This is a genomic window from Pseudomonas sp. ok272 (assembly GCF_900109995.1).
In the GTDB taxonomy this organism is placed as follows: Bacteria; Pseudomonadota; Gammaproteobacteria; order Pseudomonadales; family Pseudomonadaceae; genus Aquipseudomonas.
On sequence record NZ_FOCB01000003.1, the window covers coordinates 343,840 to 356,507 of the forward strand.

The window sequence follows — 12,668 nt, forward strand, 5'->3', positions numbered from 1 at the left end:
TTAAGCTCTCTCGGTTAAATATCGACAGGCCTTGTCAATCGCCTGTTTACTGATCTGGCATACCCGAGCGTCACTCAGTTCAAGCACCAGGGCGATTTCTTTCAGACTCAATTCGTGCTGGTAATACAGTGTCAGTACCAAGCGTTCGCGCTCACTCAACTGACTCAGCGCCTGCTCCAGCAAGCGCTCTTTGAACACCCGCTCTTCAATACCGACCGCCGCTTCGAGAAACCCTTCATGACCGTTCTGCAACAGCTCATCAAGGCTCTCGATCGCCTCACAGGACTCGGCTCGAAGAAACTCCTGATAGTCCTTTTCGACCAATCCGGTAAAGGCCAGAATTTCTTCATCGAGCGGCGCCCGTCCGAGTTGGCGCGCCAGTTTGCGAATGTCATCACGGACCTTGTGCGCCTGCTGGCGCACTTGTCGCGGACGCCAATCCTGGCGGCGCAGCTCATCGAGAATCGCGCCGCGTATACGCAATGCGGCAAAGCGGCCAAAGTGCTCGTCCGGCGTGCCATAGCGGCGCAACCCTTCGAGCAAACCCATCAAGCCAATCTGCTCCATGTCCTCACGATCCAGCACCTGATTGGCTTGCAGCGACAGCTGGCTGACGATGCGCTTGACCAACGGCAGGTATTGCAACAACCACCGCTGCTCAGCCCCCGGAGCAAACACCGAGTGACCGCCGTGAGGGCTGCTGTAGTCGGAGTCGATGGCACAGGTGGCATTCATCGCCGCGCCCTACTGAACGATCAGTTTGCTGACCAGCACATGCGCGAAGGGCAGCACCAGCTTCTTGCTGGCGAAATCCGCCAACAGCGCCTTTTCCAGTACCGCCTGTAATTCGGGGACCGACATGGCCCGCACCTCACGCAGTGACTTGCTCGACAGGAGGGCGACCACCGAGGTGCGCACCATGGGGTCGATCTGTTCGAGCTTTTTGACGTCGGCTTTAGCTTCTGCCTGCAGCACCAGGTCCAGCACAACGTAGTACTCACGGCCCTCGCCTTGCAGGCTGACGATGATTTTTTCTATCGGGAAGAAGGTGTATTCAGTCAACTCCACCTCCTCTTCGGCTTGCGCCGAGCCAGTTGAGGCATCGCTTTCAACGGTGCTGACAGCCGCCATTGGTCTGGCCTTGATCTGGCTGTAGGTGAAGGTGAAACCCGCCAGCGTAATGGCGATATTTAGCATGAGCATTAATAGAATGACTCGCGGCATTGACATAGCTGACTCTCAAATCCACACACGGGTTAATAATTTTCACGTCCAGCCGGCGGCTGGGACGACGCGCTTAAACAGTGATCAATACATCGCGCTTGGCCGCAGCTTTTTCCTCTGTCCGTGCGTCACTGGCTTGATTGGCCGCTATCTCGGCTTCACCAAAAAAGCGTGCGCGGCCCTGCTGTGCATGTTGTTGGCTCGACTGTCCGTCACTGGACACACCGACACTGACCTGGGTGAAGTGCTGCCCAACCAACTCCTGGCGCAGACGCTCACTGGTGTGTTGCAACAGGCGCGCGACATCGGCCTGAGAGGCGGTAATCTGCACGCTGAGACGCCCCGACTCATGGCTGAGGAAGATTTCCATGCTGCCCAGCTCAGGCGGATCGAGACGGATGGTGGCGTTCTGCACACGCTGCTGCACCTGCAGTTCAACGTGTTCACGCAACGCACCGAGCATCTGCTCGCCCCACTTGGCCTCTGGCCCTTGCAACCTGATTGAGCGCTCCACGGCCGCCGCAGATGCGGACTGCAACGGGGTCGATGAGGCAGGTGTCACGCTATCGCCCACCTCAGTTGCCGGCGTTCCGGTGGCAGCCTCCAGAGGCTCCAGGGCCGCCAACAACGCCACATCAACCGGTTTAACCTGGGTCGGCAACAGTGCTTCGGCCTTCGGTAGCGCTGTCGAACGCGCCGAGTCCGGCACGACGGGCTGGTTGGTCAGTAGGCCCATGGTGTTGTCGTTGGCGGTGACGCGTCCCCCGGCGGAGTGAGTCGGTCTATCCGGCGCGGGCAAGCGGGCGTCCAGCGGCAAGGCCAACACCACACCCCGCTCGGTCGTTGCGTCGCTGATCACCGCGGGCCCAACCTGGGCCGATGACGGCGCATCCCGCGCTTGCAGCTGTACTTCGCGCTGGCCGAGCATACTCAGCAACCACTGCTCAGCCTCCAGCGTCGGTTCAATCTGAGCCGTGTCATCGGGGTCCGCCTGCGCCTCGACGGCGACCTCGGGCAGGGGGTCAAGCTCCCCGAACCGTGCATCCTGCTGTTGCGCAACACTGTCCAACTCGCTGGCGAACAGCTCGCCAATACCCAGCACAGCCTCCGCTGAGCCGGGTTGTTCAGCGCTGCCACGCGCGGGCCGTGCCTCGCTATCCTGTGTCGGTACAGCCGACGCAGCCCCCTGAGTGACTAACTGAAGCACGGTTTATCTCCCACCTTGAAACAGATCGACGCGTAAATAAGCAGAGCGCCCTTCGGCATACTCAAGGTGTGTCAGTAAGCTCTGGCGTAGATGTTCACAGGCTTGCGCGCAGGCCTTGATCGCTTGCGCATACAACTGTTTGAGCTGCTGCTTGACGCGCAGCAACTCCTCTCCGGGTTCAGTCATTGTGGACAGGGCTTGCAGGCACTCGCGCACGCTCACATCGATCGCCGCGAAACGTTCCCAGCCTTTGCTTTGCACCACCTCTGCCAGCTGTTCATGCACCGCAACAAAGCGCAATAGCAATTGACGCCTAGCCGCGGACTGCATGCACACCCTCCCAGCCATCGCGCAGCTCTGCGAGCAAATGCACCACTTCATCCAGCCCTTCGAGCGACAGCGTGACGCTGACATCAGAGAGGCGATAGATGCAGTAGTCATAGAGCCTGGAGAGCCCCAACACCAGCTCACCACCGCCCTCGTAATCGAGGGCACCGTTGAGGCCATTAAGGATGTTCAGGCACTTTTCCAGTGACTGGCCTTTTTGCTGATAACGCTTACCTTCGATATGCCCACGGGCACGCGCCAACTCATCCAGCAAGCCGTCAAACAGCACCAGCACCAGCGCATAGGGCGAGGCGGCGGCCGTGCGCGACTCAAGATCGATCGAGCGGTAGCTGTCGTAGCTTTCATTCACGTGATAGGTACTCATCAAAACAGGCCGTAGGTTTGTTCCATCGCCGACATCGTCTGCATCATGCTGGTGTACTGCTTGAGGTAGCGACCGTAGTAGCTGTCGTACTGTTTTTGGATGTTTTCAAACTGCTCGTCGACCCGGCGCAGCTGGTTGTTCAAGCTGTCCTTGCGGGCTTTCATCAGGCCATTGGCGCTGCTGGTATACACCGAGAGGTTCTTCTCAATGCTCTCGAGCAGGTTGTCCTTGCCGGTAAACAGTTTCTCGAAGCCTTCCGGGTTGGCCGCCACAGCTTTTTCGAAACGGGTGGCGTCCAACACCAATTTGCCGCTGCGATCGGCGCTGATACCGAACTCCATCAGGCTGACGCCGCCGTACGGGTTGCGTACCACTTGGTTGAGCAGGTTTTCGATGGCGCGAATGCTGGAGTCTCCGGCCAGGACGCCCCGGGTACTATCCTCACCGCCACTGGCGGTCAGCGTGTCGAACGTGCTCATCAGGGTATTGAGCGCAGTGGCGAACGACTGCGCCTTGTCTTTGGTTGCCGTCTTGTCTTGACCGATGTCGATGCTCAACGCCTGATCACCCGGCTTGTGCACCTTGTTGAAGGTCAGGCTGACGCCGTCAATCACGTTTTCAAAGGTGTTGCTGGCACTGGTCAGCAACATGCCGCTCTCGCCCCCCAGGCGCACCTTGGCATCTTGAGCCTTGCTCAGTTCCTGCTTGGTTGCCAACGCGCCGTCCAGCGCGGTATTGCCGGTCGCGCTCAGGCTAAGGGCATTGGCCTCACCCGTTTTCTCACTGCTGAGCACCAATGAAACTTCACCGTTGCTGCGTACCAGTGTGGCTTTAACCCCACTGTTGTCCGCGGCGTTGTTGATCGCCGCAGCCAACTCGTCCAGGGTCGCGGTCTTACTGAGGTCGACGCTGAATGACTTACCGTCCTGACCGATATTCAAGCTACCGCTGCCCAGGTCGGCGGCCGTCAGTCCACCCAGGGAAACCTGATGGCGCGTGGCCAACTGCTCAACGAAGAACTGGTAGTTACCTGGAACAGCCGTGGTCCCGACCTTCGCCGTGGCAACCCCCTCCTGGCTAAAGGTGGCGCTGTTGATCAGCATGGTGCTACCGGCACTCTTCATGCTTTTGATCGCCGAGCTGAAGCTCTTCAGCGAACTGTCCAACGAGTTCACCGCGGTGAGCTGAGCCTTGTAGTTCGCTTCGTTGCGATTGGCCTTGGCCAACGCCGCTTGCACCTCATAGTTGGCTAGCTGCGTGGACATTTTCTTGATGTAGTCGGAATCTATCGCCATCTGGAGCGCTCCTTTAAATGAGGTATGAGCAATTACGGTGCCAAGAACCAAACGCTGGTTTTATACGGGCATCAGCCTGCGCCATGCAGAAAGACCACTTCCGCTCGCCTCTGAATGCGCGACAAAGGGAAGGCCTGTTTCCGCATTCGCGACTGCCGGTCATTACCCCTTGATAGGCGACAGCCAGCCGGCTTTTCTTAAGCGTCACGCCGCACTGCGCCGACGAACGTCGCGCTCAGGCAAAGTCAGGAAGAGGGAAGAAAAATTAAAAGGGGGAACGCCGACTCAGAAAAACTGCGGCGTATACAACGGGGCGTCTCGACCATCGCCGAGCAACTGACTGAGGATGTCGTTGTGCATGGCTAACAATTTGCCATTGCGCTCATTGAGCTGCTTGCACTGTGCCACCAACTGAGCGAGCTGAGCCCAGGCGTGACGCAGGGCATCGCCGCGACTGGGCGGGAACTGCAAAAACAGCTGCTGCAACGCGGCATTGTCAGGTGCGAAAGCAAAGGCCGTAAGAATTTTGCTGCGCCGCTGTGCACGCAGGCGTACCTGATCAATCAAGGTAACGACCTGTGCATTGAGCTGGTCAATCTGCGGGCTATTGCGCTCCAGCAACTGTTGATACAACCCTTGCATCAAGTCGCGCAGGCTCAAGTAGTCAGTGCAGTCGAGCTGCACATCCTGCTCAACCACCTTCAGCAGTTGCTCGCGCTTACTCACACATCGCTGCCGCTGTGATAGCTCAACATGCTGCTCGCCAAGGCCGCCGTGTCAGTGCTGATTTCGCCACGCTGCAGCGCCAGCTTGAAGGCCGCCACCTTATCCAGATCGATATCCGGCAGGCTGCGCAGCGCGTCCTGCACATGTTCTAAGCGCGGAGCCGGGCTGCGCGCCGTCATGCTTGCCGCCGCAGACGGGCCTGGCCGCTCAGCATTGCTCAGCGCCGAAGTCTCGCTCGGCACGTTGAAACCGGCCTTGAACGGCCTGCTGATTTCCATGATCTCATCCAATTCTTGGGGTTACAGCCAAATAGGCGACCGCCAGTGGCGTTGACTTAAATGCCCGGGCGCAAATATTTTCACTTGCGGGGGCATCCGCCTGCAGCTAACGACTCAAGTGCCTTGCGCGCGCCACCAGGCCTGCGCAGCCAGGCCATCCTGGATCTTCTGTTCCTGCTGGGCAAGCAATTGCTGCCACTGCTGCATTTTTGTATCAATCACCTGCGCCACTACCTTTTCGCTGCGCATGGCGGCCAGTAGTTCGCCTTGAATGCGGGCCAGGTTCTCTTCAGCCAGTACCAGCTCGCGCTGCTGCAGTTCGACCATCTTGTGCAAGGTGTCCTTGTAGCGCTGCTGATTATCGCGCTGCAAAGGGGTCGTCATCGGTACGGTGTAGCTGCACAAGCGGCCCAAGCCGACGATGTTGTTGCGATAGCGCTGGCACAAATTCTGCTGATAGGTCACCCGCCCGAGCATCTGCTGCACCCGGCTCCCGCGCAGACCGGCCAAGCGCGATAACACCTCAATCTGTTGTTTCATCACGCCGCCTATTTAATGATGCTCTGCAAGGTGGTGATGCTCAGCCCCAGATCGGCGGCCACGCCAACATCCTGGCGTAGGAAACGCTCGATACTGGGTGCCAGCTGCACCGAGCGATCGGTTTTGCTGTCCATCCCTGGGGTGTAGCCGCCCAATGGGATCAGCTCTTTGATGCGCTCGAAGGTGCTGTAGAGCTCTTTGAATTGGCGCGCCGCCCCCTGATGCGCTGGCGTGCTGACCTGGCTCATGCAGCGACTGACCGAGGCCGCGACATCGATGGCCGGGTAATGCCCGACATCGGCCAAGCGCCGCGACAAGACGATATGCCCATCGAGAATCGCCCGCGCGCAATCGACCACCGGATCCTGCTGATCATCCCCTTCGGCCAATACGGTGTACAACGCACTCAGGCTACCCTGCTCGCCGGCACCATTGCCCGCGCTCTCCACCAACTCGGGCAGCATGCCAAACACCGACGGTGGATAACCCTTGGTCGCTGGCGGTTCGCCCAAGGCCAGCGCAATCTCGCGCTGAGCCATGGCGTAGCGGGTGAGTGAGTCGACCAGCAGCAACACATCCTTGCCTTGATCGCGAAAATAGCCGGCGATGGTGTGGCACAACTCTGTGGCCTTGAGCCGCATCAGCGGCGACTCATTTGCGGGAGCCACCACCACTACGGCCTTGCGCAGGCCTTCTTCGCCCAAGGCATGCAGGAGAAACTCCTGCACCTCACGGCCACGCTCACCGATCAAGCCAACCACCACGACATCGGCCTTGGTCTGGCGGGTAATCATCCCCAGCAGCACGCTTTTACCCACGCCACTGCCGGCGAAGAGCCCGACGCGCTGCCCCTTGCCCAAGGTGAGCAAGGCATTGATCGCGCGTACCCCGACGTCCAGTGGTTCGGAAACCGGCCGGCGCTTGAGTGGATTGACCCGCGGCAACTCGGTCGGCAACAGATCACGACCGCTTAACTTGCCCTTGTCATCCAGGGGTTCACCGAGACCATTGAGTACCCGCCCGAGCCAAGACTCGTCGATTTGTAGTAGCGCTTCGTCCTTGGCGGGAAATACCCGCGAGCCAGAGGTCAGGCCGACGGGTTTTTTGAACGGCATCAGATAGGTGATATCGCGGTTGAAACCGACGACCTGGGCCTCCAGCATGCTGCCATCGCCCTGTTCGACGTAGCAGCGCTGGCCGGTCATCCGCTGACAACCGAGGCTTTCCAGGAGCATGCCGGAGACGCGCACCAAACGACCGCTGACCTTGGCCAATTGCACGGTATCCAGTGAGCGCAGCGCCTCGTCGAGTTTGAAGCCTTCTAGCACGGGCTAACCCTCGACCAGCTGCAGGTGCTCGGACAAGGTCTCGACACAGGCATCCAGACGCTGCTGACAACCAATGTCGGCCTCTGCCTGCGCGGTAATTACCCGGCACTCCCCCAGCGCCAGCTTGTCATCCGGCACCAGGCGCCAGGCCGCCGCACGCTCTGGTACGAGATCCTTGATCCGCGCGCACTCCTCAGGGTTGAGGAGAATACGCACTTCGCCCTGTTCGCCCGGCATCGCCGCCAAGGCTTCTTCGGCCAGGGTCAACAACTGTGTCGGGTTCAGGGTCAGCTCACAGCGAATCACTTGCTGGGAGACTTTTTTCACCAGCTCGAGCAGCTCCTGGCGGCGCTTGAGTTCCAGCTCGCCGAGAAAGCTGCGCACCTGCGCACTGGCGTGCTCCAGCGGTGCACTGGCCTCCTCAAACAGTTGGCGGCCTTGAGCCCGCCCCTCTTCACGGCCAAGGCGCAAGCCTTCCGCCTGGCCCTGGTCGAAGCCTTCACGCTGGCCAGCCTCCTGGCCTTGCAGGAGTCCTTGCTGGTAGCCCTTCTCGATGCCGTCCTGAAAACCGTCGGCAATCGCCTGCTGCATGGCCCCGGGGTCGCGACCCCAGTCGTCTTGTGGCTGACTGTTCAAGCGCGGCGGAAATCGGTAGGGCCGCCAGTTGCGCGCATCGCCCTTGATCACTTTGACTGTCATGCCTGCGCCCTCATTCGACTGTCGGCTCGCGGAACAACTGCACCTGCAGTTCGCCAGCGTCGGCCATTTCGCGCACCACGCCCATGATGTCCTTGCGCACTTGCTCGACACGACTCATCGGCACCGGTCCCTGACGTCGCTTGATGGACTCCATCTGCTGCATCTGACGCTTGGGCAAGGCCCCCTGAATTGCCTTGATCAGTGCCGGCTCAGCCCCCTTGAGTGCCACCACCCATTCTTCCAGCGGTACCGCTTCCAGTAGGGCTTGCAGCACATCCTGGGTTTGCCGCGAGAGGATAAAGAAGTCGTACATCTCGTCTTCAATCCTGCCGACCAGCGTTTCATCATGCGCGCGCAGCAACTCGAACATCTGATTCCGGTCGCCCTTGAAGCGGTTCATGATGTCGGCGGCCTGCTTGACCCCTCGCACTTGCGAGCCCTGGGTCGACAGGACCGACAGGCTGCGCTCGATCAACAGCTCCAGTTCGGCGATGACATCACTGTTGATTTCGCTGAGGTTGGCGATGCGAAACAGCAGCTCATCCTGGCGCGAGGCCGGCATGCATTCCAGCACTTCGCTGGCCATGCCCGGCGGCAAGAAGGCGAGGAACACCGCCTGCATCTGCGCATGCTCCTTGGCAATCAGTGCCGCAAATTGCTTGGGATCAATCCACTCCATCTTGGCCATCTTGGCGCGAATTTCCTCGCCGTAGATGCTGTCCAACAGGCTGCGGGTAATGTCGCTGCCCAGCGCCTTGCCGAGCATCCCGGACAGATAATGGCGCGAAGCACCCTTGATGCTGCTTTGCTCTTTGTAGTCTTCGAAAAAACGCCCGATCACTTCCGATACCATCGGCTGTTTGACGTTGCTCAAGCGTGCCATGGCCTGGCTGATGCTGACGATTTCCTCGCGGGAGAAATGCCGCAGCACGCCAGCCGAGGTCGCGTCACCCATACTCAACATGAGGATCGCCGCCTGTTCCAGGGAGTTCATCGGGCGCATCTGTGAGTGCGTCAACAACTCTTTCTTCGCCAGTGAGCCTTGCTCACTAACCTGCTGGGTTGAGGTCTCTTTCATTTCGCCCTATCCATTGCTTGATGACTTCCGAGACTCGCTCAGGATCGTTCTTGGCCAACATTTGCAGATGTTCGATTTGCAACTCGAGACCGGAGCCAGGTGCCGGTAGACGAATTTCCGAAAGCGGATTCAGCTCGCCCAGCACGTTGATTGCGCTGAACTCTTCGGATGAAGCGCGGCCCAGCAGGCGCTCAGCTCGCTCGCTCACCATCAATGCCGACTCTTGATCATCCACCGCCAGGCTCGGCACCTTGGGTTTGCTCAGGGTGCGGATTGCCGGGCGCACCACCATCAACAACAGCAGCAGGCTGATCAGGCCAAACAGAGCAAGCTTGGCCAGGTCATGCAACTGGGAGCTTTCCCACCAGGCAGCACCCTCCAATGGCGAAGCGTCCAAGGTGAAGGGGAACACGCTCAAGGTGAGCAAGTCGCCACGCGCCTGGTTAAAGCCCACGGCGCTTTTGAGCAGGGCTTCAAGGTCGGTACGCGCTTGAGGTGTCCAGCCGCCTTCCGGCGCAGTGCTGGCATTGAGCACCACCGCGATGCTCTGATGACGCAAGGAAAAAGGGGCATGTTTGACATGGGTGACGCTTTGATCGTAATCGAGCTGACGGTTTGACTCCTTGCGCAAGGAGGTTTCGCCCTTCGCCTCAGTCTGCGTCGGGGCCGGGGCCGCGTTCGGCTCACCGGGCTTGGGCGGCTCGCGCGGTGCTACCGGGCGATTCGCCAACGAGCCGGGCACGCCCAAGGCCAACTGATCGAGCACGCTTTCGTCACGCAGCACTTCATTACGCAAGCGTGGCGACTCGCCATAGGCCTGGAAGGTTTCCTCTCGCTGACTGAAGTCGATGTCAGCTGCAACGCTAATCCGGTAGTTGCCATTACCCAGCACCGGGGCCAGCACTTCTTCGATATTAGCGACCGCTTTTTGCTGGTAGTCCTCTACTGCTTGCCAGCTCTGCACTGGGCCATTGCTGGTGTTCAGGCCGCGCGACAGCAGCACGCCATGCTGGTCAACCACACTGATATGATCTGCGCTCAGCTGCGGGACGCTGTTGGCCACCAGGTTGACGATGGCCCCGACCTGTTCCGACGTGAGCTTGTTGCCCGGCGCAATGTGCAGCATCACCGAAGCTTTGGCGGGGTCACGCTTGCTCACCACGAACGAACTGCCTTCCGCCATCGCCAGGTGCACGCGCGCCTGCTCAACACCTTTAAGCGTCATCACCGTGCGCGCCAATTCACCCTCCAGGCTGCGCTTGAGGCGCACATCCTGGACGAACTGGCTGGTGCCCAGCGGCTCCTCTTTGTCGAACAGCTCATAGCCCGCCGGCACCGCCACACGCACACCCTTGGCGGTCAGCAGCATGCGCGCGCGTGCCAACTGGTCCTCGCGCACCAGCACTTGACCACTTTGTGGGTGCAGACGATACGCCAAGGCCTCGGCATCGAGCACCTGCATCACTTCGGCAGCGGGGAAGGCCTCACCGGCACCGTACAACGGGCGAAACGCCCCTTGATCGCGCCACAGATAGAACACCACTCCCACCGCCAGCGCGGCAGCGACAGCCGCCAGGCCGAACAAGGACAGGCGCGGATCCAGCTTCAGCCCATTGGCGGGCAGCTTGCTTTTAATAAATTGCAGCACGTCTTAGCACCCACGCCCGATCACATTGGCATCCTCATCACTTCCTCGAACGCGCTGGTGAGCTTGTTGCGCACCTGCAGCAGCGCGGAGAACGACACACTGGCTTTCTGGCTATCGATCATGGCGCCGAGCAGGTCATCACTCTTGCCGCTGTCCACTGCCGCCGCCGCTTCGCTCGCCTTTATCTGCTGCTCATTGACGGCGTACAACACGCTGTCGAATGCAGTCGCAAAGCCTTCTGCCGGCTGCGCCTCGAATATCTGCGCGGGCTTGATCGCCGCGCCCTCAGACAGGCCCTTGATCTGCTCCATCCGGCCCAGCATGTCCTGCTGCACCTGCATGAGTGAATTCATCCTCTGCTCTCCAAGCCTGTTGCTTTGACTAAATGGTGATCTGGATGCCCTGCTCGCGCATGGCATTGAGGCGGTAACGCAAAGCCCGCGGGGTCATCCCCAGGCTGTGCGCGGCTTTGGTCTTGTGCCCATCGAATTTACGGATGGTGTCGATCACGTGTTGGTATTCGGCCCACTTGCCGCTAGCGCGCAACGCCGCTTTGCCGCCGCCTTCAAACAGCATCGCCGGGCTGAGCGGCACCTGGACGGGCTGTGCCGTGGCGGGGGCGATCAGGCCTAAATCCTGCGGCTGAATAAACAACCCATTGCGCAGCACCAAGGCCCGTTGCACGGTGTTTTCCAGCTCGCGCACGTTACCCGGCCAGTCATGGCTGAGCAGGGCGCGGCAGGCGTCATCCGTGAGCAGATTGTGGTGCTGTTCCTGCGGGGCATACTTGTGAATAAAGCGTCGTGCCAGGGGCAACACATCATCCTTGCGCTCGCGCAGTGGCGTGATGTGCAGCGGCAACACATCCAAACGGAACATCAGGTCGGCGCGAAAACGTCCCTCGGCCACCTCGACCTGCAAGTCGCGGTTGGTCGCCGCAATAATGCGTACATCCAGTTTGATTTCCTTGCGCCCGCCGAGCCGTTCCACGCATTGCTCTTGCAGCACGCGCAGCAGCTTGGCCTGCAAGCCGAGCGGCAATTCACCGATTTCGTCGAGCACCAGGGTGCCGCCATTGGCCAGCTCAAACTTGCCTGGCTGGGTACTCACCGCTCCGGTAAAGGCGCCGCGCTCATGACCGAATAGCATTGATTCGAGCATCTGCTCGGGAATGGCTGCGCAGTTCACGGCAATAAAGGGCGCATCAGCACTGGCGCCAAAGCGATGGATGTAACGGGCCATCAACTCCTTGCCGGTACCGGTTTCCCCGGTAATCAGGATCGGTGCGCGGGTTGCCGCTACACGCTGGGCCATGGCCAGCAAACGTCGCCCGCCCTGAGAGCAGGAGACAAAATCTTCCTGCGCCGCCTGTGCGGACTCCTGGCGACGCAATAACGCACTGAGCTGGTTCTCGCTGAAGGGCGACAGCAGGTAATCAACACAGCCGAGTTCCAGCAAGGCAGCGGCTTTTTCTTGGTCGGCATATTCAACGATCGGGATCACGCTGATTGCGCGCGCGCCCTGCATCATTGCCCCGACCTGAGCCAGCAAGGCATGCGCCGGCACGCTGCTGACAAACACAAACACCAGGCGAGCTTCACTCAGTACCGTGGCATTCAGATCGGTACAACTGGCGTAACGAGTGACCAAGCAACCTTGGCGCTGCAGGCCTTTCGTCAATAAGGCGTAACTGTGTTCACGCGCATCGCCAACCACCACGATTTTTTGTTGCGACAGCACGTCCGCAAACAACTGAGTGCAGGTGTAATCCACTGACTGGTTGACAGACTTCAATGCAAAGCACCTGTTCGTTGATGGGCGAAAACACGCGTCACGACCACGGGCAGATAGTTCATCTGCGTGAAAAATAGTTTTAACCGGTTAAGGAACTAAACGATTGCGTCGCCCTCTTACAGAACAGCGAACGTCGCCT

General features: G+C 59.8%; 15 protein-coding genes. All 15 read right to left on the reverse strand.

What is annotated here, in order from left to right; all coding sequences use genetic code 11:
* Positions 1-735 carry a FliA/WhiG family RNA polymerase sigma factor gene (locus BMW74_RS07180; protein WP_093415663.1) on the reverse strand — a complete coding sequence of 245 codons (735 nt, stop codon included), beginning with the start codon at positions 733-735 and terminating at the stop codon, positions 1-3.
* Between the two features lie 9 nt (positions 736-744).
* On the reverse strand, positions 745-1,230 hold the full coding sequence (fliL, locus tag BMW74_RS07185; protein WP_093415665.1) for a flagellar basal body-associated FliL family protein: 486 nt from the start codon (positions 1,228-1,230) through the stop codon (positions 745-747).
* A 67-nt stretch (positions 1,231-1,297) separates the two neighbouring features.
* Positions 1,298-2,326, reverse strand: a complete 1,029-nt coding sequence (locus tag BMW74_RS07190; protein WP_093415668.1) for a flagellar hook-length control protein FliK — start codon at positions 2,324-2,326, stop codon at positions 1,298-1,300.
* A 108-nt stretch (positions 2,327-2,434) separates the two neighbouring features.
* Entirely contained in the window at positions 2,435-2,761 is a 327-nt protein-coding gene (locus tag BMW74_RS07195) for a hypothetical protein (RefSeq protein WP_093415671.1), read from the reverse strand.
* Positions 2,745-3,143, reverse strand: coding sequence for a flagellar export chaperone FliS (gene fliS / locus BMW74_RS07200; protein ID WP_093415674.1), 399 nt, complete (start codon positions 3,141-3,143; stop codon positions 2,745-2,747). Before fliS ends, BMW74_RS07195 begins: the two co-directional genes overlap by 17 nt.
* Positions 3,143-4,438 (reverse strand): flagellar filament capping protein FliD, encoded by a 1,296-nt coding sequence (gene fliD, locus BMW74_RS07205; protein WP_093415677.1) that lies wholly within the window; start codon positions 4,436-4,438, stop codon positions 3,143-3,145. The genes fliS and fliD overlap by 1 nt, the downstream gene beginning before the upstream one ends.
* Before the next feature lie 285 nt (positions 4,439-4,723).
* The gene (flgN, locus tag BMW74_RS07210) at positions 4,724-5,164 is read right to left on the reverse strand and encodes a flagellar protein FlgN (RefSeq protein WP_175479163.1); all 441 of its coding nucleotides are present in this window, start codon (positions 5,162-5,164) and stop codon (positions 4,724-4,726) included.
* Positions 5,161-5,454: a flagellar biosynthesis anti-sigma factor FlgM gene (gene flgM / locus BMW74_RS07215; protein ID WP_371911742.1), complete on the reverse strand. Its 294-nt coding sequence runs from the start codon at positions 5,452-5,454 to the stop codon at positions 5,161-5,163. Before flgM ends, flgN begins: the two co-directional genes overlap by 4 nt.
* A 102-nt stretch (positions 5,455-5,556) precedes the next feature.
* Positions 5,557-5,982, reverse strand: coding sequence for a flagellar FliJ family protein (locus BMW74_RS07220; RefSeq protein ID WP_093415683.1), 426 nt, complete (start codon positions 5,980-5,982; stop codon positions 5,557-5,559).
* Between the two features lie 8 nt (positions 5,983-5,990).
* Positions 5,991-7,310: a flagellar protein export ATPase FliI gene (gene fliI / locus BMW74_RS07225; protein WP_093415686.1), complete on the reverse strand. Its 1,320-nt coding sequence runs from the start codon at positions 7,308-7,310 to the stop codon at positions 5,991-5,993.
* A gap of 3 nt (positions 7,311-7,313) precedes the next feature.
* Complete coding sequence (fliH, locus tag BMW74_RS07230) at positions 7,314-8,009, reverse strand: flagellar assembly protein FliH (protein ID WP_093415689.1); 696 nt, start codon at positions 8,007-8,009, stop codon at positions 7,314-7,316.
* A gap of 10 nt (positions 8,010-8,019) precedes the next feature.
* A complete protein-coding gene (locus tag BMW74_RS07235) occupies positions 8,020-9,087 on the reverse strand; it encodes a FliG C-terminal domain-containing protein (protein ID WP_093415692.1) in 1,068 nt (355 codons plus the stop codon).
* A complete protein-coding gene (gene fliF, locus BMW74_RS07240) occupies positions 9,059-10,735 on the reverse strand; it encodes a flagellar basal-body MS-ring/collar protein FliF (protein ID WP_093415695.1) in 1,677 nt (558 codons plus the stop codon). Before fliF ends, BMW74_RS07235 begins: the two co-directional genes overlap by 29 nt.
* 20 nt (positions 10,736-10,755) lie before the next feature.
* Entirely contained in the window at positions 10,756-11,088 is a 333-nt protein-coding gene (fliE, locus tag BMW74_RS07245) for a flagellar hook-basal body complex protein FliE (protein WP_093415699.1), read from the reverse strand.
* A 28-nt stretch (positions 11,089-11,116) separates the two neighbouring features.
* Positions 11,117-12,529, reverse strand: a complete 1,413-nt coding sequence (locus BMW74_RS07250; RefSeq protein WP_093415702.1) for a sigma-54 dependent transcriptional regulator — start codon at positions 12,527-12,529, stop codon at positions 11,117-11,119.
* Positions 12,530-12,668: the final 139 nt, after the last annotated feature.